A 23,617-nucleotide genomic window follows, 5' to 3' on the forward strand; every position below is an offset into this window, starting at 1 on the left:
CCACGGGGAGAGGGTACAAACACTAAAGCCCTTTTCTTCGAAAAGGGCTTGCTGTTTATTTCGCGTCGATGAACACAATCTTCAGCACAAACAGCAGCGCCACAATGATGACGCACGGGCTGAGGTCACGGAAGCGACCGGTGCCAATCTTCATTACGCAGTAGGAAATAAAGCCCAGCGCGATACCTTCGGTAATCGAGAAGCTGAATGGCATCATCACGGCGGTAATAAATGCCGGCACCGCTTCGGTTAAGTCATCCCACTTCACGCGCGACAGGCTGGAGGTCATCAGCACCCCCACGTAGATCAGCGCGCCCGCAGCCGCATACGGTGGCACCATGCCCGCCAGCGGAGAGAGGAAAATGACCAGCAGGAAAAGAATCCCCACCACCACCGCCGTCAGACCGGTGCGGCCACCTACGGACACGCCGGAAGAGGATTCAATGTAAGCGGTAACAGACGAGGTCCCGATAAAAGCCCCGGTAACCGAAGAAATACTGTCCACAAACAGCGCCTGCTTCATGCGCGGGAATTTCCCTTTCTCATCTGCCAGACCCGCTTTGTCGGTCACGCCAATCAGCGTACCGGAGGAGTCAAACAGGTTGACCAGCATGAAGGAGAAAATCACGCCCGCCAGGCCCAGGTTCAGGGAACCCGCCAGATCGACGTGACCAATCACGGTAGAGACGCTCGGTGGCGCAGAGACGATACCGTTATAGTGAACGTCGCCCAACATCCAGCCCAGCAGCGTGGTGACCACGATAGACACCAGCACCGCCGCGTGAATATTGCGGGAAGCCAGGATCGCGATAATAAAGAAGCCCAGCACGCCCAGCAGCACGTTATGAGAGGTCAGGTGACCGATGCTCACCAGCGTATCCGGGTTCGCCACGATGACGCCGGCGTTTTTCAGCCCCATCATACCGATGAACAGACCAATACCGCTGGTGATGCCCACGCGCAGGCTGACAGGAATGTTAGCAATCATCCAGTAACGCACGCGGAAAATGGTCAGCAGCAGCAGACCAACCGCGCCCCAGAAGATCGCGCCCATGCCAACCTGCCACGGCAGGCCCATCGCCTGAACAACCACGAACGCAAAGAACGCGTTCAGACCCATTGCCGGGGCCAGGGCGACCGGCAGGTTAGCGAACACGCCCATCAGGATGCTGCCCAGCGCAGCAATCAGACAGGTGGTCACGAAGACGGCGCTGGTATCCATGCCAGCAACGCCCAGAATTTGTGGGTTAACAAAAACGATATAGACCATCGTCAGGAAGGTGGTGAAACCGGCGATCACTTCGGTGCGTGCCGTTGTGCCGTGCTCGCGCAGTTTAAACACGCGCTCAAGCAAACCCTGACCAGATGTCTGGGTAGTGTGTTGTTGACTCATCATCAATTTCCGAACAAGGAGGGAAAATTCGTCGCTATCCTATACCAAAATGCGACAATAGTGGCGGTTACGTGATACTTTTTTCATTGATTTTGCTTATACGGCAACGATTGCGTACCGGTAAACAGCCGTACGTAAACGTTAAACTTGTTAAAAGGGAAAGGCATGTCCGAAATTGAAGCGGTATTTTTCGACTGCGACGGTACGCTTGTCGACAGTGAGGTCATTTGTTCCCGCGCGTATGTCACCATGTTCCAGGAATTTGGCATTACGCTGGAACTCGAAGAGGTGTTTAAACGCTTTAAGGGCGTAAAGCTCTACGAGATCATAGACATCATTAACGAAGAACACGGTGTCAGTCTGGCGAAAGCGGATCTGGAGCCGGTGTACCGCGCCGAGGTCGCACGCCTGTTCGATTCGGAGCTGGAGGTCATTCCGGGCGCAAATGCGCTGCTGGATGCGATGGCGGTGCCTGTCTGCGTGGTCTCCAACGGTCCGGTCAGCAAAATGCAGCACTCGCTGGGCAAGCTCGAGATGTTGCACCATTTCCCGGAAAAGCTGTTCAGCGGCTACGATATCCAGCGCTGGAAGCCCGATCCGGCGCTGATGTTCCATGCGGCAAAAGCGATGAACGTTAATGTAGAAAACTGCATTCTGGTGGACGACTCCTCTGCGGGCGCGCAGTCGGGGATTGATGCGGGGATGGAGGTGTTTTACTTTTGTGCCGACCCGCACAACAAGCCGATCGATCATCCTAAAGTGACGACCTTCACCGATCTGGCGCAATTGCCAGCGTTGTGGAAAGCGCGGGGCTGGGATATTACGCGTTAAACCGATCCCTCCCCGGGCGGGGAGGGTGAAAGCTTACCTGAAAAGTTTTTGCACAAACTCAGCATAGGCCGGACGCCAGACGTCCATTTCGTGATTCAGGCCAGGGTACATTTTATAGTCAAATTTGATGCCCTGTTTTTCCAGCTCCGCCTTCAGGCCGGCGATATCTTTGCCGGTCACCGAATCTCGCTCTCCCACGACAACGGTAAAGTTATGCAGCTGGCGGTTAATCGTCTCCGGCTGCGTGAATCGTGCAGCCACGCCAGCGTCAGGCACGGTTGTCGTGGTGACGCCGCTGAACGTTCCCAGCCAGCCGAAGCTTTCCGGATGGTTCATACCGGACACCAGCGCCTGATAGCCGCCCTGTGACAATCCCGCCAGCGCCCTACCGTCAGCATCTTTACGCACGTTGAAGCGCGTATCCACCAGCGGAATAATTTCGCTCGTCAGCTCACGGTCTGCGGCTTTCGCATTGAGTGGATAGAAGGATTTCCGTCGTTCTGCGGGCGGGAAGCTCTCTGGAATGGCCTCAGCGCTCTCCGTCTCCGTGTCGGGTACGACCACCAGCATCGGTTTGATTTTTCCCTCAGCCATCAGGTTATCCATAATTTGCGGCAGACGGCCCTGGTCGATTGCCGAGAGTCCGGTATCACCAAAACCATGGTAGAAGTAGAGCACCGGTAAGGGTTCTCCCGTGCCGTTATAGCCTGGAGGTGACCAGACATAGACGCGGCGCTCTGAATTAAGCGATGGCGAGTGCCAGGTCAACGTCGTCAGATCGCCGTGCGGTACCGGACGATCGTCAAGAATACTGCCGGGGACCAGAATCAGGCTGGTGTTCACCTGTCGCTGAGGTTTTTGATAGCGGCTGCCCGTGTTGACCGAGCGAAAACCATCAATGTCGTAATAATATTCGTAGAGATTCGGGGCCATCGGCTCGCTTTTCCATGACCAGACGCCGTGGTTATCTTTCGTCATATCATGGGAAATCTGGCTTTCGGGCATCGAACCCGTCACCACGGAAACCCGCTTTGCGCCGGATGCAAACAGGCGAAAAGTAATGCTTTTATCCGCATTGACCTCTGTCACATAGTGGCTGACCGGAATAGTCGAGTCAGGTGTCACCGGCAACGGTGCGGCAATAACGTTTGCCCCAGTTGCGATCCCAATGCTGATGGCCACTGCCAGGCACGCTAATGATTTTTTCATATACCATCCTTTGCTGTTTTCGTCTCACGTTAGCGCGTTTCGGACGTCAGGCAACGGATGGAGGAGAAGAGTGTGATTTCGATAGAAATAATAACGCCGGTGAGTACCGGCATTATTATCAGATGACAGGATTACTCTTTCGGATCTTTACCCGCCAGCAGCTTGTCCAGCTCGTCGCCGCCCACGTGACGGAAGTCCTGACCTTTCACGAAGTAGAAAATGTATTCGCAAATGTTCTGGCAGCGGTCACCGATACGCTCGATAGAGCGCGCGCAGAACAGGGCCGTCAGCACGCTTGGGATCGTACGTGAATCTTCCATCATGTAGGTCATCAGCTGGCGCACGATGCCTTCATACTCCTGGTCGACCTTCTTGTCTTCACGGTAGATACGCACCGCTTCGTCAAGATCCATACGCGCAAAGGCATCCAGCACGTCGTGCAGCATCTGCACGGTGTGACGGCCCAACGACTCGAGGCTCACCAGCAGCGGCTGGTGCTGCTGAGAAAACTTCTCCAGCGCGGTGCGGCAGATTTTATCCGCAACGTCACCAATACGTTCCAGCTCGGCGATGGTTTTGATGATTGCCATCACCAGACGCAGGTCGCTCGCCGTCGGCTGACGTTTCGCGATAATGCGCACGCAGGCTTCGTCAATAGCCACTTCCATCATGTTGACGTTTTTGTCGCCTTCAATGACGCGCTTCGCCAGCTCGCTGTCCTGGTTGTGCATTGCCGTAATCGCATCAGAAAGCTGCTGCTCGACCATGCCGCCCATGGTCATCACCTGGGTGCGAATGCTTTCCAGCTCTGCGTTGAACTGGCCGGAAATGTGTTTATTAAGATTGAGGTTGTCCATGGTTTCTCCACATGCACTAAGGCAAATCAACCGTAGCGGCCAGTAATATAATCTTCGGTTTGTTTCTTCGCGGGCTTAGTGAACAGATCGTCCGTGTTGCTGAACTCAATCAATTCACCCAGGTACATAAACGCCGTGTGATCGGAACAACGCGCAGCCTGCTGCATGTTATGGGTCACGATAACGACGGTGTAATCCTGCTTCAGCTCGGTGATCAGTTCTTCAATACGACCGGTTGAAATCGGGTCCAGCGCTGAACACGGCTCATCCAGCAGCAACACTTCCGGGCGAATGGCGATACCGCGCGCAATGCACAGACGCTGCTGCTGACCACCGGAGAGAGAGTAACCGCTCTGGTGTAACTTATCTTTGGTTTCGTTCCATAATGCGGCCTTGGTCAAAGCCCACTGCACGCGCTCGTCCATATCGGCACGGGAGAGCTTTTCAAACAGGCGCACGCCAAACGCAATGTTGTCATAAATGGACATCGGGAACGGCGTCGGTTTCTGGAACACCATCCCCACTTTGGCGCGCAGCAGGGCGATATCCTGAGCCTGGGTCAGAATATTTTCGCCGTCCAGGATGATTTCACCTTCAGCACGCTGCTCCGGATAGAGCGAATACATTTTGTTAAAGGTACGCAGCAGCGTGGATTTACCACAGCCGGACGGACCGATAAATGCCGTGACCTGGTTCTTAGCGATATCCAGGTTGATGTTCTTCAGGGCATGGAATTTGCCGTAGTAGAAGTTCAAATCACGAACCTGAATCTTACCCGGGGCAGTATCAACCATACTCATTGACTCATTTCCTCATTCGGCGCCGCGAGCTGCCGCGCCGTAAAAAATTAACCGTGTTTCTTCTTCGCGAAAATGACGCGCGCCAGAATGTTCAGCAACAGTACGCAAAGGGTAATGATCAGCACCCCGGCCCAGGCCAGCTGCTGCCATTCCGCGAAGGGGCTCATCGCAAACTTAAAGATCGTCACCGGCAGGTTAGCGATCGGCTGCATCATGTCCGTGCTCCAGAACTGGTTGGAGAGGGACGTAAACAGCAGCGGCGCCGTTTCACCTGCGATACGGGCAACCGCCAGCAGGATACCGGTCATGATCCCGGAGATGGACGCTTTGAGCGTAATCGCAGAGATCATCTTCCACTTCGGCGTACCCAGCGCGTAAGCCGCTTCACGCAGGCTGTCCGGCACCAGTTTCAGCATGTTCTCGGTGGTACGAATAACAATCGGCACCTGCAGCAGCGCAAGTGCAATCACACCCGCCCAGCCGGAGAAGTGTTCCATTTGCGCCACCACCACGGTGTAAACAAACAGACCCACCACGATAGACGGGGCCGAGAGCAGAATGTCGTTGATGAAACGTATAACTTCCGCCAGCCAGGATTTACGACCGTATTCCGCCAGGTAGATACCCGCCATGATGCCCAGCGGCGTACCGAAGACCGTCGCCCACAGGATCAGCAACCCGCTGCCCGCCAGGGCATTCGCCAGGCCACCACCCGCCGTGTTCGGCGGCGGCGTCATTTCGGTGAAGAGCGCCAGCGACATCCCGTCAATCCCGCGCACGACGGTTGAGAACAGGATCCAGACCAGCCAGAACAGACCGAACGCCATCGTCGCCATTGAGAGCGTCAGCGCAATGCGGTTTTTCATGCGGCGTCTGGCCTGCATTTTGCGGCGGGATTCCGCCAGCTCAGCGGTAGCTTGCATTTCGAGAGTTGCCATTAGCGTGCCCCCTCATTTTTAGCAAGGCGCATAATCATTAGCTTGGAGATCGCCAGAACGATGAAGGTGATAACGAACAGAATCAGTCCCAGCTCCATCAGTGCCGCGACGTGCAGGCCCGATTCTGCTTCCGCAAATTCATTCGCCAGCGCAGAGGTAATACTGTTACCCGGCATGTAGAGCGATGCGCTGTCGAGCTGATAGGTGTTGCCGATAATAAAGGTCACCGCCATGGTTTCACCCAGCGCACGGCCTAATCCCAGCATCACGCCTCCGATCACCCCATTTTTGGTGAACGGAAGGACAATGCGCCAGATAACTTCCCAGGTGGTGCAGCCGATGCCGTAGGCTGACTCTTTCATCATCACCGGGGTCTGTTCGAAGACATCGCGCATGACCGCCGCAATGTACGGAATAATCATGATGGCGAGGATCACACCAGCCGCCAGAATACCGATACCGAACGCCGGGCCAGAAAACAGGGCCCCCACAAACGGAATGGCGGAGAGGACATTACCCACCGGCTCCTGGAAGTACGTTGCGAACAGCGGTGCAAAGATAAACAGGCCCCACATGCCGTATACGATACTCGGAATGGCCGCCAGCAGTTCGATGGCGATCCCCAGCGGACGACGAAGCCAGCCCGGCGCCAGCTCCGTCAGGAACAGGGCAATACCAAAGCTTACCGGAACCGCAATCAGCAGGGCGATAAACGAGGTCACCAGCGTGCCGTAAATCGGCACCAGCGCACCGTAGATATCGTTCGGCGCATCCCACTCTTTGGTCCACAGGAAAGAGAAACCGAATTTCTGAATGCTCGGCCAGGAGGAGAAAATCAGAGACACGATAATGCCGCCCAGCAGCAATAGCACAATCAGCGCAGCCAGTTTTACCAGCGCGCTGAAAATCATGTCACCTTTTTTACCCGGAGGGTTAAATGCAGGCTTGGTTGCAGCCATAAATTACTCTTCTTTATGAGACGTCTTACGAATATGCCCGGTGGCGCTGGCGCTTACCGGGCCTACAGGATGAACCGTAGGGCGGGTAAGCATCAGCGCCACCCGCCATCTTCGTCAAAAATATCCTGTTAGTACAGCGCTTTACCGCTGCTGTCTTTCACGTTGGTTTTCCATGCAGCACGAATCTGCTCAACCACGTTGTCCGGCAGGGTGGCGTAATCCAGGGCGTTAGCCTGTTTGCCGCCGTTTTTATACGCCCAGTCGAAGAACTTCAGCACTTCAGCGCCCTGCTCAGGTTTTTTCTGCTCTTTGTGAACCAGGATGAAGGTGGTAGAGGTGATTGGCCATGCACCTTCGCCCTTCTGGTTAGTCAGGTCCTGCGCGAAGGATTTGCTCCAGTCAGCGCCTTTCGCGGCGTTAGCAAAGTTCTCTTCGGTCGGGCTAACCGGTTTGCCATCGGCAGAAACCAGTTTGGTGTAGGACAGGTTGTTCTGCTTAGCGTACGCATACTCTACGTAGCCAATTGAGCCCGGCAGACGCTGTACGAACGCAGCGATACCGTCGTTACCTTTACCGCCCAGACCGGTTGGCCAGTTAACGGTAGAGCCGGAACCCACTTTAGATTTCCACTCTTCGTTCACTTTCGCCAGGTAGCTGGTGAACACGAAAGAGGTACCGGAACCATCCGCGCGGCGAACCACAGCGATGTTCTGAGAAGGCAGCTTCAGGCCTGGGTTGAGTTTAGCGATCGCTTCGTCATCCCATTTTTTGATTTTACCCAGGTAGATGTCGCCCAGCGTTTTGCCGTCCAGCACCAGCTCACCTGACTTCAGGCCAGGGATGTTAACGGCCAGCACAACGCCGCCGATCACGGTCGGGAACTGGAACAGGCCTTCCTGATTCAGTTTTTCATCAGACAGAGGGGCATCTGACGCGCCGAAATCAACCGTGTTCGCGGTAATTTGTTTAACGCCACCGGAGGAGCCGATACCCTGATAGTTAACCTTGTTGCCGGTTTCTTTCTGGTAGGTATCCGCCCATTTGGCATACACCGGCGCAGGGAAGGTTGCACCAGCGCCAGTCAGGCTTGCTTCTGCAAAAACAGAGAACGCGCTCAGAGATAAGGTCGCGGCGACAACAGTTGCGACAGTGGTACGCATAACTTTCATAATGTCTCCTGCAAGATTTTCGTAAATCGTTGTTTAGTGGCTACGATGAGCAAAATAGGACAAACAGGTGACAGATAAATGTACGAATTATGACAGTTTTATGACAACTGAAATTTAACTTAAAAACTCGCAAAACAATGTTTAATTTTCATCGAGTTAGCCAGTTTTATGACAGGGCGTTTTCAGAAATATTTTCTTTATGTGACACTGAAAAAATAGCTGAAGATGACAAATTGTCATCAATAAAAACGTGAAGGGATTGATTAAAAACAAACCGGGCGGGGTAAAAAAGCTCCACCCGAAGGTGGAGCCTGAAGGGATTATTCTACGGTGACAGACTTCGCCAGGTTACGCGGCTGGTCAACGTCGGTGCCTTTAATCAGCGCCACGTGATAGGCCAGCAGCTGCAGCGGAACGGTGTAGAAGATTGGCGCAATCACCTCTTCCACATGCGGCATCTCGATGATGTGCATGTTGTCGTTGCTGACAAAACCGGCATCTTTATCGGCGAAGACATACAGGACACCGCCGCGGGCGCGCACTTCTTCGATGTTAGATTTCAGTTTTTCCAGCAGTTCGTTGTTAGGAGCCACAACGATGACCGGCATATCTGCATCGATCAGCGCCAGCGGGCCGTGCTTCAGCTCACCTGCCGCGTAGGCTTCTGCGTGAATGTAGGAGATCTCTTTCAGCTTCAGCGCGCCTTCCAGCGCAATTGGATACTGATCGCCACGACCCAGGAACAGGGCGTGATGCTTGTCGGAGAAATCTTCCGCCAGCGCTTCAATGCGTTTGTCCTGAGACAGCATCTGCTCAATACGGCTCGGCAGCGCCTGCAGACCATGAACGATGTCATGCTCAACAGAGGCGTCTTCACCTTTCAGACGCGCCAGTTTCGCCACCAGCATCAGCAGAACGGTCAGCTGAGTGGTAAAGGCTTTCGTGGAGGCCACGCCGATTTCGGTACCCGCTTTGGTCATCAGCGCCAGATCGGATTCACGCACCAGCGAGGAGCCCGGGACGTTACAGATGGCCAGAGAGCCCAGGTAACCCAGCTCTTTTGAGAGGCGCAGCGCGGCCAGGGTATCCGCCGTTTCACCAGACTGGGAAAGGGTGATCATCAGGCTGTTACGACGTACCGCGGATTTGCGATAGCGGAATTCAGACGCGATTTCAACGTCGCACGGCACGCCCGCCAGGGATTCAAACCAGTAGCGAGAGACCATACCGGAGTTGTAGGAGGTGCCGCAGGCCACGATCTGAATATGCTCAACCTTGCCGAGCAGTTCGTTGGCGTTTGCGCCCAGCTCACTCAGATCCACTTCACCGTGGCTAATGCGCCCGGTAAGGGTGTTTTTGATGGCGTTTGGCTGCTCGTAAATCTCTTTCTGCATGTAGTGACGGTAAGCGCCTTTGTCGCCCGCGTCGTACTGCAGGTTAGATTCGATCTCCTGGCGCTTCACCTGCTCGCCTTTGGTATCGAATACGGTCACGCTGCGGCGAGTCACTTCCGCGATATCTCCCTCTTCCAGGAAGATAAAGCGACGGGTCACCGGCAGGAGCGCCAGCTGGTCAGAAGCGATAAAGTTTTCACCCATGCCCAGACCGATAACCATTGGGCTACCGGAACGCGCGGCCAGCAGCGTGGACGGATCGCGTGAGTCCATGATCACCGTACCGTACGCACCGCGCAGCTGAGGGATAGCGCGCAGCACGGCGTCACGCAGCGTGCCGCCCTGCTCCAGCTCCCAGTGCACCAAGTGAGCAATCACTTCGGTGTCAGTTTCAGAGACGAAGGTGTAGCCGCGCGCTTTCAGTTCTTCGCGCAGCGGTTCGTGGTTTTCGATAATGCCGTTATGCACCACCACGATGTGTTCAGACACATGCGGGTGCGCGTTGCCTTCAGACGGTTCGCCGTGCGTCGCCCAGCGGGTGTGCGCAATACCGGTACCACCATGCAGCGGATGTTCTTCCGCGGCCTGGGCCAGCATCTGCACTTTACCGAGACGGCGCAGGCGGGTCATATGACCTTCTGCATCGACGACGGCCAGACCGGCAGAGTCGTAACCACGGTATTCCAGACGACGTAAACCTTCGAGAAGGATTTCAGCAATATCACGCTGCGCAACTGCGCCAACAATTCCACACATAGTTTTAGATTCCGAATTTAGGCATGATGCCTGCGTTGTCGCTGACCTGTATTTGCCCTTTCCGGGCACCCCGAGCCTTGTAGAGAGTGGGGTTATTGTTATGGGTACTGCTTTTGGGGGGAGGATTATATTATCCCCTCACCCCGGCCCTCTCCCCAAAGGGGCGAGGGAGAAAAACACCGCACCGAACGATCCCCTCTCCCTTTGGGGAGAGGGTTAGGGTGAGGGGTAAATCCGTTACTTTTTCTTCACCGGGCGTTTCCAGCCCTGTTTGTGCACCTGCGGCACGCGGCTTAACACCAGCTCGTTATCCGCTACGTCACGCGTCACCGTCGTCCCGGCAGCAATCGTAACGCCGTTACCCACGGTAACAGGCGCCACCAGCTGAGTGTCGGAACCGACGAACACATCATCACCGATGATGGTTTTAAACTTATTTGCGCCGTCATAGTTACAGGTGATGGTTCCTGCACCAATGTTCACGTTGTCGCCAATTTCCGCATCGCCCAGATAGGTTAAATGGCCCGCTTTGGAACCTTTACCCAGACGCGCTTTTTTCATCTCAACGAAGTTGCCCACGTGAGCGCCTTCCAGCAGCTCAGCGCCAGGACGCAGACGCGCAAACGGGCCGATGGTACAAGCCGCGTCCAGGCGGGCATCTTCGACCACGCTGTACGGGCTGATTTCGCAATCGTCACCGATGATGCTGTTTTTAATCACGCAGCCGGTACCAATTTTGACGCGGTTCCCTAACGTCACGTTCCCTTCAACGATAACGTTAGTATCAATTTCAACGTCACGCCCGTGAGATAACGAGCCACGCAGGTCGAATCGCGCCGGATCGCGCAGCATCACGCCCGCCAGCAGCAGTTTTTCTGCCTGCTCGGACTGGTAAATGCGCTCGAGACGGGAGAGCTGCAGACGGTTATTGACGCCATCCGTTTCGCTGATGCGTGCCGGATGAACGGCGACAATTTCACGACCTTCGTGATGCGCCATCGCAATGATATCGGTGATGTAGTATTCACCCTGCGCGTTGTTGTTGTTGAGCTTCGACAGCCAGCGCTTCATGTCTGCGCCGTTAGCAATCAGGATACCGGTGTTGATCTCCGGAATCTGACGCTGTTCATCGCTGGCATCTTTATGCTCAACAATCCCGGTTACCTTGCCGTTTTCACGCGTAATGCGGCCATACCCACTGGGATCGTCCAGCACGACGGTTAACAAACCGATGCCGCCCTGCGGTTTGGCTTCACGCAGGCGGGTCAGCGTTTCCACGGAAATCAGCGGGACGTCGCCGTAGAGCATCAGGATATCTTCGTCATCGGCAAAGAACGGGGCAGCCTGCTGCATCGCATGCCCGGTGCCCAGCTGTTCAGCCTGAAGCACCCAGTTGAGGTTGTCATCACTCAGCGTCTTTTTAAGCAGATCGCCGCCGTGGCCGTAAACCAAATGTACCTGACGGGCGCCCAGCTCATTAGCGGCATCAATGACATGCTGCACCATCGGCTTTCCTGCCAGGGTGTGCAGCACCTTAGGAAGATCGGAATACATGCGGGTGCCTTTACCAGCGGCAAGGATGACCACGCTCATCGTATTGTTCAACATACGCGTCCTGACTGTAATTTGAGTGAGAAGTAAAAACGTTTGATGCCTAAAATTCTACATCTTTTTCATCATGAATTAAGCGCCAAAAAAAAAGCCAGCCTGGGATCCAGACTGGCTTTTGTGCTTTTCAAGCCGGTGTTACATCGCTTTTTTGGTCAACTCGATAACGCGCAGTTTCGCGATCGCTTTGGCCAGCTCCGCAGACGCCTGAGCGTAATCCACGTCACCATGAGAGCTGCTAATGTGCTCTTCAGCCTTACGCTTCGATTCCAGGGCTCGCGCTTCGTCGAGATCCTGGCCACGAATAGCGGTATCGGCCAGAACGGTCACACTGCCAGGCTGCACTTCAAGAATGCCGCCGGACAGATAGATAAACTCTTCGTGACCGAACTGTTTAACGATGCGGATCATACCAGGCTTAATGGCGGTGAGCAGCGGTGCGTGACCCGGGAAAATACCCAGTTCACCTTCACTACCCGTTACCTGGATTTTCTCGACCAGACCAGAGAACATTTGTTGCTCTGCGCTGACGACGTCCAGGTGGTAAGTCATTGCCATATCACCCTCCGATTAAGGCGTTAAAGTTTTTTGGCTTTTTCCACGGCTTCGTCGATGGAACCAACCATGTAGAACGCCTGCTCTGGCAGGTGATCGTATTCGCCTTCCATGATGCCTTTAAAGCCACGGATGGTGTCTTTCAGGGAAACGTATTTACCCGGAGAACCGGTGAATACTTCCGCAACGAAGAACGGCTGGGACAGGAAGCGCTGGATCTTACGCGCACGTGCTACCACCAGTTTATCTTCTTCAGACAGTTCATCCATACCCAGGATGGCGATGATGTCTTTCAGTTCCTGGTAACGCTGCAGCAGGGACTGTACGCCACGCGCGGTGTCGTAGTGTTCCTGACCAACAACCAGTGGATCCAGCTGACGGCTGGTGGAGTCCAGCGGGTCAACGGCCGGGTAGATACCCAGAGACGCGATCTGACGGCTCAGTACCACGGTCGCATCTAAGTGCGCAAAGGTGGTGGCTGGTGATGGGTCAGTCAAGTCATCCGCAGGTACGTATACCGCCTGAACGGAGGTGATAGAACCGGTTTTGGTAGAGGTGATACGTTCCTGAAGAACACCCATCTCTTCCGCCAGCGTAGGCTGATAACCTACCGCTGAAGGCATACGACCCAGCAGTGCTGATACTTCCGTACCGGCCAGGGTGTAACGATAGATGTTATCGACGAACAGCAGAACGTCACGGCCTTCATCACGGAACTTCTCAGCCATAGTCAGGCCGGTCAGCGCAACGCGCAGACGGTTTCCTGGTGGCTCGTTCATCTGACCGTAAACCAGGGATACTTTGTCCAGAACGTTGGAGTCAGTCATTTCGTGGTAGAAGTCGTTACCCTCACGAGTACGTTCACCTACGCCCGCAAACACGGAGTAACCGGAGTGCTCGATCGCGATGTTACGGATCAGCTCCATCATGTTTACGGTTTTACCTACACCCGCACCACCGAACAGACCAACTTTACCGCCCTTCGCAAACGGACACATCAGGTCGATAACTTTGATACCGGTTTCCAGCAGTTCCTGAGAGCTGGACAGCTCTTCGTAGGAAGGTGCTGCGCGGTGGATAGCCCAACGCTCTTCTTCACCAATGTCGCCTTTCATGTCGATTGGTTGACCCAATACGTTCATGATACGACCCAGTGTTGCTTTACCTACCGGGACTTCGATCGGGTGCTCAAGGTCTTTTACTTCCAGACCACGACGCAGACCGTCGGAAGAACCCATCGCGATGGTACGCACGATACCGCCGCCGAGCTGCTGCTGAACTTCCAGCACCAGGCTCTCGTTACCATTCTGTACCTCAAGCGCGTCGTACACGCGTGGTACGGCGTCCTGAGGGAACTCGACGTCCACCACGGCGCCGATTACCTGGACAATCTTTCCAGTAGCCATCTTGAATCCTCTACGTAATTCGTAAACCTGGTTAAACCGCGGCGGCCCCCGAGACGATCTCGGTGAGTTCCTGAGTAATGCTGGCCTGACGAGCTTTGTTGTAAACCAACTGCAGCTCTTTAATCAGGCTGCCGCCATTATCGGTCGCGGCTTTCATCGCCACCATTCGTGCGGCCTGCTCGCTGGCCAGGTTTTCTACAACGCCCTGATAAACCTGAGATTCAACGTAACGACGCAGCAGGGTATCCAGCAGCGGTTTCGGATCGGGTTCATACAGGTAATCCCAGGCTTTTTGTTTCAGCTCGTCATCTTCTGATGCCGGTAACGGCAGCATCTGAGTGAGCGTAGGAACCTGAGACATGGTGTTAATGAATTTGTTGCTGACAACGTACAGTCTGTCCAGACGGCCTTCATCATAGGCCTGCAACATCACTTTAACCGGGCCGATCAGTTCGGACAGGGACGGGTTATCACCCATACCGGTCACCTGAGCGACAATATTGCCACCCACGGAGTTAAAGAAAGACACGCCCTTAGAGCCGATCATTGCGATATCGCACTGAACGCCTTTCTCGGACCATGCTTTCATATCCGCCAGCAGTTTTTTGAACAGGTTAATGTTCAAGCCGCCACACAGACCACGGTCAGTCGACACCACCAGGTAGCCCACGCGCTTAACGTCGCGTTCTTCCAGGTAAGGGTGCTTATATTCCAGATTACCGTTTGCAAGGTGACCAATCACTTTGCGCATGGTTTCTGCATAAGGACGGCTGGCCGCCATGCGATCCTGCGATTTACGCATTTTGGAAGCGGCGACCATCTCCATCGCTTTAGTGATCTTTTGCGTGTTCTGGACGCTTGCGATCTTACTACGTATCTCTTTTGCGCCGGCCATGAGCTTCTCCTCAATGCCAGGCGGCTTGTCCTGAGACAAGCCGCCGGACGATTACCAGGATTGGGTTGCTTTGAAGGAATCGAGGATAGCTTTCAGCTTGCCTTCGATTTCGTCGTTATAGCCACCGGTCTGGTTGATCTCTTGCATCAGCGGAGCGTGATCACGGTCGACGTAAGCCAGCAGAGCGGCTTCGAAGCTACCGATTTTCGCCAGTTCCACATCTTCGAGGTAACCGCGTTCAGCCGCGAACAGTACCAGGCCCTGCTGAGCAACAGACATTGGAGCGTACTGTTTCTGCTTCAGCAGCTCGGTCACTTTCTGACCGTGGCTCAGCTGTTTACGGGTTGCTTCATCCAGATCGGATGCGAACTGAGAGAACGCAGCCAGTTCACGATACTGTGCCAGCGCGGTACGGATACCACCGGACAGTTTCTTGATGATCTTGGTCTGAGCAGCACCACCAACACGGGATACGGAGATACCCGGGTTAACTGCCGGACGAATACCGGAGTTAAACAGGTTGGTTTCCAGGAAGATCTGACCATCGGTAATGGAGATTACGTTGGTCGGAACGAACGCAGAAACGTCACCCGCCTGGGTTTCAATGATCGGCAGAGCGGTCAGAGAGCCCGTTTTACCCTTCACTTCACCTTTGGTGAAGTTCTCGACGTATTCCGCGTTAACGCGGGAAGCACGCTCCAGCAGACGAGAGTGGAGGTAGAATACGTCGCCAGGGAACGCTTCACGTCCAGGTGGACGACGGAGCAGCAGGGAAACCTGACGATAAGCAACAGCCTGTTTAGACAGGTCATCGTATACGATCAGCGCATCTTCACCGCGGTCACGGAAGTATTCGCCCATTGCGCAACCCGCGTATGGCGCCAGGTATTGCAGTGCAGCAGATTCAGAAGCAGTAGCTACCACAACGATGGTGTTAGACAGTGCACCGTGCTCTTCCAGTTTACGAACCACGTTAGAAATGGTGGACGCTTTCTGGCCGATGGCCACGTACACGCATTTAATACCGGAGTCACGCTGGTTGATGATGGCGTCGATAGCCATTGCGGTTTTACCGGTCTGACGGTCACCGATGATCAGTTCACGCTGACCACGACCGATTGGGATCATGGCATCAACGGACTTATAACCTGTCTGAACAGGCTGATCTACGGACTGACGGTCGATAACGCCTGGTGCGATAACTTCGATTGGGGAGAAGCCATCGTGCTCAACCGGACCTTTGCCGTCGATTGGCGCACCCAGGGTGTTAACAACGCGACCCAGCAGGCCACGGCCAACCGGCACTTCCAGAATACGGCCAGTACACTTAACCTTCATGCCTTCGGCGAGGTCAGCGTATGGACCCATCACAACTGCACCTACGGAGTCGCGCTCCAGGTTCAGTGCGATAGCGTAACGGTTACCCGGCAGGGAAATCATCTCACCCTGCATACAATCGGCCAGGCCGTGGATGCGGATAACACCGTCACTTACAGAAACAATAGTACCTTCATTGTGAGCTTCACTCACAACATTGAACTGAGCAATGCGCTGCTTGATCAGTTCGCTGATTTCGGTGGAATTCAGTTGCATGCTCCAGTCCCCTTAAGACTGCAAGACGTCTGCAAGGCGTTCAAGACGGCCGCGTACGCTACCATCAATGACCATATCACCCGAACGGATGATTACGCCTGCCATTACAGACTTATCGATTTTGCAATTCAGCTTAACTTTGCGTGACAGACGTTTTTCCATCGCGGCGGTGATTTTCGCAAGCTGTTCATTACTCAGTTCAGTCGCAGAAGTCACTTCGACTTCGGCAGTAGCTTCACTCAGCGCACGTAAGTGCTCAAACTGCTCGAGAACATCCGGGAGCACACGGAGACGACCATTTTCTGCCATCACCTTAATCAGGTTCTGGCCATTGGCATCCAGTTGCTCTCCGCACACGGCGATAAACGACGCGGCGAGGGTATCAGGCGCTAAAGCACCAGACAGCAACTCGGCCATTTGTTCGTTTTTCGTCACCTCAGCGGCAAACGCCAGCATATCCTGCCAGCGATCGACATTTTGGTGTTCGACAGCAAAGTCAAAAGCTGCTTTGGCGTAGGGGCGAGCTACCGTAACAAATTCAGACATCAGCCCCTCCCTCCTTACAGTTCAGCGACAAGTTTGTCCACGATGTCGCTGTTAGCAGCTTCATCCACGGAACGTTCGATGATCTTCTCGGCGCCAGCAACAGCCAGAATCGCAACCTGCTTACGCAGTTCTTCGCGAGCACGTTTACGCTCGGCATCAATTTCAGCCTGAGCTTGTGTCACGATCTTAGTACGTTCCTGTTCTGCTTCAGCTTTGGCTTCGTCCAGGATCTGCGAACGGCGTTTGTTAGCCTGTTCGATGATAACCTGAGCTTCAGCTTTCGCTTTTTTCAGCTGGTCTGTCGCGTTGGCCTGTGCAAGGTCCAAATCTTTCTTAGCGCGTTCTGCAGAAGCCAGACCGTCAGCAATTTCTTTCTGACGTTTTTCGATGGCAGCCATTAAAGGCGGCCATACATACTTCATGCAGAACCAGACAAAGAGAATAAACGCGATGGCCTGGCCGAGGATTGTTGCGTTCATGTTCACAGCACAATACCTCTTTAATTTCTGTGGCTTAGGGTTTTAAAACTACTACTACGCGACAGCAAACATCACGTACAGACCCAGACCTACAGCGATCATTGGGATAGCATCCACCAGACCCATAACGATAAAGAACTGAGTACGCAGCAGAGGAATCAGATCAGGTTGACGCGCTGCGCCTTCCAGGAATTTGCCCCCGAGGATGCCGATACCGATCGCAGCACCGATAGCCGCCAGACCCATCATCACAGCGGCAGCCATGTACAGCAGATCCATATTCAGGTTTTCCATGACAGTCTCCAGTTTGTTTCAATTAAAACGTAGTAGTGTTGGTAAAAAATCAGTGCTCTTCAGACGCCATCGACAGATAGACGATCGTCAGAACCATGAAGATAAAGGCTTGCAGCGTAATGATCAGGATGTGGAAAATGGCCCATGGCACATTCAGAATCCACTGTGACCACCACGGCAGAAGACCCGCGATCAGAATGAAAATCAGCTCACCCGCATACATGTTGCCGAACAGTCGCAGACCCAGTGAAACAGGTTTGGACAGCAGGCTAACGCCTTCCAGGATCAGGTTGACCGGAATAAACGCCCAGTGGTTGAACGGCTGCAAGGTAAGCTCTTTCACAAAGCCGCTTACGCCTTTCATTTTGATGCTGTAGAAAAGAATCAGGATAAACACGCCCAGCGCCATCGACAGGGTGATGTTCACGTCAGCAGACGGTACAACACGCAGCGCAGGCAGGCCGAAGATGTGCTCGCCGATAAACGGCAGCAGATCGATTGGCAGCAGGTCCATCAGGTTCATCAGGAAGACCCAAACGAACACGGTCAGGGCCAGCGGAGCAATCAGCTTGCTCTTACCATGGTACATGTCTTTGACGCTGCCATGGACGAAGCCGATGATCATTTCGATGAAGGTCTGGAATTTCCCTGGTACACCGCTGGTCGCTCTTTTAGCAACACCGCGGAACATGGCCAGGAACAGAAGACCCAAAACCACCGAGAAGAACATGGAGTCGATGTTGATCGTCCAGAAGGTGGCCGGGGGGTTATGTGGATCCACCAGCGAGAATGTACGCAGGTCCAGCTGAAGGTTATTCAGATGGTGACCTATGTAATCCTGCGGCGTCATATTTTCTGAAGCCATGATGCCTTTTACCCTTTGTTATTGATTACAGCTGGAGCCAGAACTTGTACCACCAGCACCAAAACCCACGTTGCTATCAGCGGCATGAAGACCACTTTCAAAACCGCCAGCGCCATCACCAGTAGAGCAAAGGTCAGCAACACCTTACACACTTCGCCGAGGGCGAAGGACCAGGCCACGCGGCCTTTGGCGGGTGTATGCGCCTGATGACGCCAGGCAAAAATCATAAACAACACGTTTGGCAGCACAACTGCCAAACCCCCGCACACGGCGGAGATGCCCCAGAAGGGGTCTTTGAGGCTAAACAGCAGTCCACTTGCTATCACAGCCAGAAACTGAATGAACAGAAGCTTACGAGCAACGTTTCTACTCAAGAGCGACACAGACATCACGTTTTTACTCCTGCTCCCTTCGAGGTATGCCGCGTGTCGTATAAAACGTCCTTTAAGGCTCAGAGTCAAGCATCAAAAAGCGGTCAAATTATACGGTGCGCACCCGTGATTTCAAACATTAAGTAGCGAAAAGGTGAATAAATGTTTAAATATTTTTCCCCACCGCTATTTTTTAACTTTCGCTGAAAGCGCAAACCTTCGACCAAAACTGCAAACAGCGCGAAAACGTTGACGATAAAGCGTGCACGAGATCACAAAACACACATTTGCGATAAGGTTGTATTTATCAAAGACGCAAATCGCATAATTTTATCTTTATGAAATTAAAAGCAAAACGTCGTAACTATTTTCAAAACAGCCCGGTACACAATAAAAACCTTTTATTGACATTCTTAATAAATAATTAACATTGCGTTCTGGTTGCTGCTTTCCACTTTTAGCAGACTTATATTTTCACAGATGACTATCTTCACGGTAAATAATAGGCGCTACGTTAACCGTAAGAAAAACCTTAGTGAAAAAGAGGTTAAAAGCTCACCGGTAAAACCCCGGTAGTTGTGCTGTTTTTTAACATGCTAAGAACAGCACAAATTCCACATTTTTTATTAATTTTTTAAAAATTGTTTGGCTTAATTATCACCAGATGACGTTCCCCATCGAGCTGAGGAATGTTTAATTTCTCGATGGATTCAACAGCAAAACCGTCCGGAAGTTGTTCAATTTCATCGCCTGGCAGCTGCCCTTTCAGCGCAAAAAAGCGGCCATTCTCTGCGGGTAAATGCTTACACCAGCTCACCATATCATTGAGCGAAGCAAACGCGCGGCTGATAACACCGTCAAACGGCGGCTCCGCCGGGAACTCCTCTACCCTGCTCTGCACGGGCGTGATGTTCTCAAGCTTCAGCTCATGCTGCACCTGGCGTAAAAAGCGTACGCGCTTGCCAAGGCTGTCCAGCAGCGTGAAATGGCTCTCAGGGCGAACAATCGACAGCGGAACGCCCGGCAGACCAGGGCCCGTCCCCACGTCGATAAAACGCTCACCTTTCAGATACGGCGCAACCACGATGCTATCGAGAATGTGGCGAATCAGCATCTCGTTGGGGTCGCGTACCGACGTCAGGTTGTACGCTTTGTTCCATTTGTTCAGCATATCGACATAGGCCACCAGCTGGTTTTTCTGGTGATCGGTGAGCGAAATACCTGCCTGATCCAGCAGACGAGAGAGTTTATTGAGCACGGTGAATACCTGTTGAGATGCTTACTGGCGGGTGGCGCTTCGCTTACCCGCCCTACGGGGTTCTGTAGGCCCGGGAAGCGCAGCGCTACCGGGCGATGTTCAAACGTTACGCGCTGCGGCGCAGCATACCTTGTTTTTTCAGCCAAACCAGCAGGATCGAAATCGCCGCAGGGGTAACGCCCGAGATACGGGACGCCTGGCCAATCGACACCGGTTTATGATCGTTCAGCTTGGCGATCACTTCGTTGGAAAGGCCTGTGACCTGACGGTAGTCCAGCATTTCCGGCAGCAGCGTGTTTTCGTTGCGCTGCTGTTTTTCAATCTCATCCTGCTGACGCGCGATGTAGCCTTCGTATTTCACCTGGATCTCAACCTGCTCTGCCGCTTCAGCGTCTTCCAGGCCCGGCGCGAACGCGGTCAGTTTGACAAGATTCTCGTAGGTCACTTCAGGGCGACGCAGCAGATCTTCGCCGCTGGCTTCACGTGACAGCGGCGCTGTTAAGTGAGCGTTCACTTCAGCTGCGGTTTCCGCCTGAGGATTCACCCATGTCGTTTTCAGGCGCTGACGTTCCTGTTCAATACGCTCCAGCTTCTCGTTGAAGCGCGCCCAGCGCTCGTCATCGACGAGACCCAGCTCACGCCCCATTTCGGTCAGACGGAGGTCGGCGTTGTCTTCGCGCAGCATCAGGCGATATTCCGCGCGAGAGGTAAACATACGGTACGGTTCTTTGGTACCCAGCGTGCAGAGATCGTCAACCAGCACGCCCAGATAAGCCTGGGAACGCCCCGGTGCCCAGCCCTCTTTCTCGGCAGAGAAACGGGCGGCGTTCAGACCGGCAAGCAGACCCTGCGCTGCGGCTTCTTCGTAGCCGGTGGTGCCGTTAATCTGGCCCGCGAAGAACAGACCCTGGATGAATTTGCTTTCCAGGGTTGGCTTCAGGTCACGCGGATCGAAGAAATCGTACTCAATAGCGTAGCCAGGGCGAACAATTTTTGCGTTCTCCATGCCCTGCATTGAGCGAACAATTTGCATCTGCACGTCGAACGGCAGGCTGGTGGAGATGCCGTTCGGGTAAATTTCATTTGAGGTCAGCCCTTCCGGCTCCAGGAAGATCTGGTGCTGGTTACGATCGGCGAAGCGCATCACTTTGTCTTCGATCGACGGACAGTAGCGCGGTCCGATCCCTTCGATCACCCCTGCGTACATTGGGCTGCGATCGAGGTTGTTGCGGATCACGTCATGGGTTTTCTCGTTGGTGTGCGTGATGTAGCACGGCACCTGCTGCGGATGCTGCGCCGCATTGCCCATAAACGAGAAGACCGGCATTGGGTTATCGCCGTGCTGTTGCGCCAGCACGCTGAAATCAATGGTGCGGGCATCAATACGCGGCGGCGTGCCTGTTTTCAGGCGGCTAACGCGCAGCGGCAGTTCGCGCAGACGGCGAGACAGTGGAATAGACGGCGGATCGCCAGCACGACCGCCGCTGTAGTTATCCAGTCCAATATGAATTTTACCGTCAAGGAATGTGCCCACGGTCAACACTACGGCTTTCGCGCGGAATTTGAGGCCCATCTGGGTTACGGCGCCGACAACGCGATCGTTCTCAACGATAAGATCTTCAACGGCCTGCTGGAAGATCATCAGGTTCGGCTGATTCTCCAGCGCGGTACGCACAGCCTGACGGTAAAGCACGCGGTCTGCCTGAGCACGGGTCGCACGCACGGCAGGACCTTTACTCGCGTTTAGTATCCTAAACTGGATGCCAGCCCGATCGATCGCTTTCGCCATCAGGCCGCCAAGTGCATCCACTTCTTTTACCAGGTGTCCTTTCCCAATGCCGCCAATCGCCGGATTACAGGACATTTGTCCCAGCGTGTCGATATTGTGTGTCAAAAGCAGGGTCTGCTGACCCATACGCGCTGCGGCCATTGCGGCCTCAGTGCCTGCATGACCCCCGCCAATGATGATGACGTCAAAAGGATCCTGATAAAACATGGTGGTCTGCCTCGCGTAAAGCGGTATGAAAATGGATTGAAGCCCGGGCCGTGGATTCTACTCAACTTTAGTCTTTCGAGAAAGCATTGGGATCCTGGGCTATTAAAAAGAAGATCTTTTTATTTAGAGATCTGTTCTATTGTGATCTCTTATTAGGATCGCGAACCTGTGTGGATAAGTCCGATCTCATAAAGAAGATCATACGGTTAGAAAGGATCGTTTGCTGTGAATGATCGGTGATCCTGGACCGTATAAGCTGGGATCATATCGCGACTTTATGCACAGGGCAAAAACTAAACAACGGTTGTTCTTTGGATAACTACGGGTTAATACGAGCTTTTAACCAGAGTTATCCACATCTGTTCGCGCGATCTTTAATCGTTTTTGAGTAAATTTTTCCATTCCGCGACCCAGATCTCAGCCGGATCCTCCGGAATGTCGTGATCGAGGATGTTGATCTTGAGCGTTTCACCCAGCTGTTTTGCTCCGCAGGAGGTGACAGCGGCTTCGACCTTCTCTATTGCCCCGCAAAAGGTGTCATATTCACGACTGCCGATCCCCACTGCGCCAAAACGGACGTTTGACAGGTCGGGCTGCTGTTCCAGCAGTTCGTCATATAAAGGTTGCAGATTATCCGGCAGATCGCCCGCGCCGTGCGTGGAGGTGATCAGCAGCCAGACCCCGTCAGTCGGGAGATCTTCAAGCAACGGGCCGTGCAGGGTTTGTGTGGAAAAGCCCGCATCTTCTAGCTTTTCAGCCAGATGTTCCGCTACGTATTCCGCACCGCCAAGGGTGCTGCCGCTGATAAGGGTAATGTCCGCCATTGATCGCTCGCCCAGATAAAGAGACGGCCATTGTACGCTGTGAACGAGCTGGGATCTACCTGTGGAAAATGTGGGAATGAATTTGCCCGATCACGGGCGGATGGTACGCATGATCGGGTTTTGCAGGGAGATCAGTGTCTCGGTGGACTGAATTTCATCGATTGTTTGGATCTTGTTGATAAGTACCTGCTGGAGTGCGTCGATGGATCGGCACATGACCTTAATAAAGATGCTGTAGTGCCCGGTGGTGTAGTACGCCTCGGTGACTTCATCCAGCGCGTTCAGCTTCGCCAGGGCGGAGGGGTAGTCTTTTGCGCTTTTTAGAATGATGCCGATGAAGCAGCAGACGTCGTAACCCAGCTGCTTAGGACTGACGTCAATGCGTGCACCGGTAATGATCCCCGCCTGCTTCATCTTCTCTACGCGAACGTGAATGGTTCCCGGGCTGACGCCAAACTGTTTCGCCAGTTCGGCGTAGGCGGTACGGGCATTGGCCATTAACGCCTCCAGAATGCCGCGGTCGAGATTGTCGATCTGATAATTTTCCATAGCTTTTTCTTATGAAGATTAATGAATCACTCTATTCTAGCGTCTAATTTTATCGAATTAAAAGTGAAGGCG

Annotated in this window: 23 protein-coding genes; 1 reads left to right on the forward strand and 22 read right to left on the reverse strand. The window is 53.7% G+C overall.

Going from position 1 to position 23,617, the window contains the following annotated elements; genetic code table 11:
* Positions 1-55: 55 nt before the first annotated feature.
* On the reverse strand, positions 56-1,393 hold the full coding sequence (gene adeP, locus M2433_RS16510) for an adenine permease AdeP (protein WP_165587288.1): 1,338 nt from the start codon (positions 1,391-1,393) through the stop codon (positions 56-58).
* Positions 1,394-1,558: 165 nt separating this feature from the next.
* On the opposite strand from adeP, the gene yieH reads away from it, so the two are divergent.
* A complete protein-coding gene (yieH, locus tag M2433_RS16515) occupies positions 1,559-2,224 on the forward strand; it encodes a 6-phosphogluconate phosphatase (protein ID WP_429055118.1) in 666 nt (221 codons plus the stop codon).
* 33 nt (positions 2,225-2,257) lie between these two features.
* Here the strand turns inward: yieH and M2433_RS16520 are convergent, their stop codons facing one another.
* The 21 genes from M2433_RS16520 to asnC all read right to left on the reverse strand — a co-directional run bounded on the left by M2433_RS16520 (position 2,258) and on the right by asnC (position 23,545).
* On the reverse strand, positions 2,258-3,433 hold the full coding sequence (locus M2433_RS16520; RefSeq protein WP_429055116.1) for an esterase: 1,176 nt from the start codon (positions 3,431-3,433) through the stop codon (positions 2,258-2,260).
* Positions 3,434-3,564: 131 nt separating this feature from the next.
* The gene (gene phoU / locus M2433_RS16525) at positions 3,565-4,290 is read right to left on the reverse strand and encodes a phosphate signaling complex protein PhoU (RefSeq protein ID WP_008500182.1); all 726 of its coding nucleotides are present in this window, start codon (positions 4,288-4,290) and stop codon (positions 3,565-3,567) included.
* A gap of 26 nt (positions 4,291-4,316) precedes the next feature.
* Positions 4,317-5,090 (reverse strand): phosphate ABC transporter ATP-binding protein PstB, encoded by a 774-nt coding sequence (pstB, locus tag M2433_RS16530; RefSeq protein ID WP_008500183.1) that lies wholly within the window; start codon positions 5,088-5,090, stop codon positions 4,317-4,319.
* Between the two features lie 47 nt (positions 5,091-5,137).
* Positions 5,138-6,028, reverse strand: coding sequence for a phosphate ABC transporter permease PstA (pstA, locus tag M2433_RS16535; protein ID WP_429055115.1), 891 nt, complete (start codon positions 6,026-6,028; stop codon positions 5,138-5,140).
* Positions 6,028-6,987 (reverse strand): phosphate ABC transporter permease PstC, encoded by a 960-nt coding sequence (pstC, locus tag M2433_RS16540; protein WP_023309793.1) that lies wholly within the window; start codon positions 6,985-6,987, stop codon positions 6,028-6,030. The genes pstA and pstC overlap by 1 nt, the downstream gene beginning before the upstream one ends.
* A 128-nt stretch (positions 6,988-7,115) precedes the next feature.
* Positions 7,116-8,156 carry a phosphate ABC transporter substrate-binding protein PstS gene (pstS, locus tag M2433_RS16545; protein WP_429055113.1) on the reverse strand — a complete coding sequence of 347 codons (1,041 nt, stop codon included), beginning with the start codon at positions 8,154-8,156 and terminating at the stop codon, positions 7,116-7,118.
* A 320-nt stretch (positions 8,157-8,476) separates the two neighbouring features.
* On the reverse strand, positions 8,477-10,306 hold the full coding sequence (glmS, locus tag M2433_RS16550) for a glutamine--fructose-6-phosphate transaminase (isomerizing) (RefSeq protein ID WP_023309792.1): 1,830 nt from the start codon (positions 10,304-10,306) through the stop codon (positions 8,477-8,479).
* A 237-nt stretch (positions 10,307-10,543) separates the two neighbouring features.
* Positions 10,544-11,914, reverse strand: coding sequence for a bifunctional UDP-N-acetylglucosamine diphosphorylase/glucosamine-1-phosphate N-acetyltransferase GlmU (gene glmU / locus M2433_RS16555; protein WP_429055112.1), 1,371 nt, complete (start codon positions 11,912-11,914; stop codon positions 10,544-10,546).
* Between the two features lie 138 nt (positions 11,915-12,052).
* The gene (locus M2433_RS16560; protein ID WP_006177560.1) at positions 12,053-12,472 is read right to left on the reverse strand and encodes a F0F1 ATP synthase subunit epsilon; all 420 of its coding nucleotides are present in this window, start codon (positions 12,470-12,472) and stop codon (positions 12,053-12,055) included.
* A 20-nt stretch (positions 12,473-12,492) separates the two neighbouring features.
* Positions 12,493-13,875 (reverse strand): F0F1 ATP synthase subunit beta, encoded by a 1,383-nt coding sequence (gene atpD / locus M2433_RS16565; protein ID WP_006177559.1) that lies wholly within the window; start codon positions 13,873-13,875, stop codon positions 12,493-12,495.
* A 31-nt stretch (positions 13,876-13,906) separates the two neighbouring features.
* Complete coding sequence (gene atpG, locus M2433_RS16570; protein ID WP_008500191.1) at positions 13,907-14,770, reverse strand: F0F1 ATP synthase subunit gamma; 864 nt, start codon at positions 14,768-14,770, stop codon at positions 13,907-13,909.
* 51 nt (positions 14,771-14,821) lie between these two features.
* A complete protein-coding gene (atpA, locus tag M2433_RS16575; protein WP_003862367.1) occupies positions 14,822-16,363 on the reverse strand; it encodes a F0F1 ATP synthase subunit alpha in 1,542 nt (513 codons plus the stop codon).
* 12 nt (positions 16,364-16,375) lie between these two features.
* Positions 16,376-16,909, reverse strand: a complete 534-nt coding sequence (gene atpH, locus M2433_RS16580) for a F0F1 ATP synthase subunit delta (RefSeq protein ID WP_047347410.1) — start codon at positions 16,907-16,909, stop codon at positions 16,376-16,378.
* 14 nt (positions 16,910-16,923) lie between these two features.
* Positions 16,924-17,394, reverse strand: coding sequence for a F0F1 ATP synthase subunit B (gene atpF / locus M2433_RS16585; RefSeq protein WP_014072436.1), 471 nt, complete (start codon positions 17,392-17,394; stop codon positions 16,924-16,926).
* Between the two features lie 48 nt (positions 17,395-17,442).
* Positions 17,443-17,682 (reverse strand): F0F1 ATP synthase subunit C, encoded by a 240-nt coding sequence (gene atpE / locus M2433_RS16590; protein ID WP_000429386.1) that lies wholly within the window; start codon positions 17,680-17,682, stop codon positions 17,443-17,445.
* A 49-nt stretch (positions 17,683-17,731) separates the two neighbouring features.
* Complete coding sequence (atpB, locus tag M2433_RS16595) at positions 17,732-18,547, reverse strand: F0F1 ATP synthase subunit A (RefSeq protein ID WP_023309789.1); 816 nt, start codon at positions 18,545-18,547, stop codon at positions 17,732-17,734.
* Positions 18,548-18,555: 8 nt separating this feature from the next.
* The gene (gene atpI, locus M2433_RS16600) at positions 18,556-18,936 is read right to left on the reverse strand and encodes a F0F1 ATP synthase subunit I (protein WP_008500194.1); all 381 of its coding nucleotides are present in this window, start codon (positions 18,934-18,936) and stop codon (positions 18,556-18,558) included.
* Between the two features lie 616 nt (positions 18,937-19,552).
* The gene (rsmG, locus tag M2433_RS16605) at positions 19,553-20,176 is read right to left on the reverse strand and encodes a 16S rRNA (guanine(527)-N(7))-methyltransferase RsmG (protein WP_429055095.1); all 624 of its coding nucleotides are present in this window, start codon (positions 20,174-20,176) and stop codon (positions 19,553-19,555) included.
* 106 nt (positions 20,177-20,282) lie between these two features.
* Positions 20,283-22,172, reverse strand: a complete 1,890-nt coding sequence (gene mnmG, locus M2433_RS16610) for a tRNA uridine-5-carboxymethylaminomethyl(34) synthesis enzyme MnmG (RefSeq protein ID WP_148420344.1) — start codon at positions 22,170-22,172, stop codon at positions 20,283-20,285.
* A 374-nt stretch (positions 22,173-22,546) separates the two neighbouring features.
* Positions 22,547-22,996 (reverse strand): FMN-binding protein MioC, encoded by a 450-nt coding sequence (gene mioC / locus M2433_RS16615; protein ID WP_047347408.1) that lies wholly within the window; start codon positions 22,994-22,996, stop codon positions 22,547-22,549.
* Between the two features lie 90 nt (positions 22,997-23,086).
* Complete coding sequence (asnC, locus tag M2433_RS16620; protein ID WP_008500198.1) at positions 23,087-23,545, reverse strand: transcriptional regulator AsnC; 459 nt, start codon at positions 23,543-23,545, stop codon at positions 23,087-23,089.
* Positions 23,546-23,617 lie beyond the last annotated feature (72 nt).

It is taken from the genome of Enterobacter sp. AC1 (assembly GCF_050434705.1).
Lineage (GTDB): Bacteria > Pseudomonadota > Gammaproteobacteria > Enterobacterales > Enterobacteriaceae > Enterobacter > Enterobacter cloacae_L.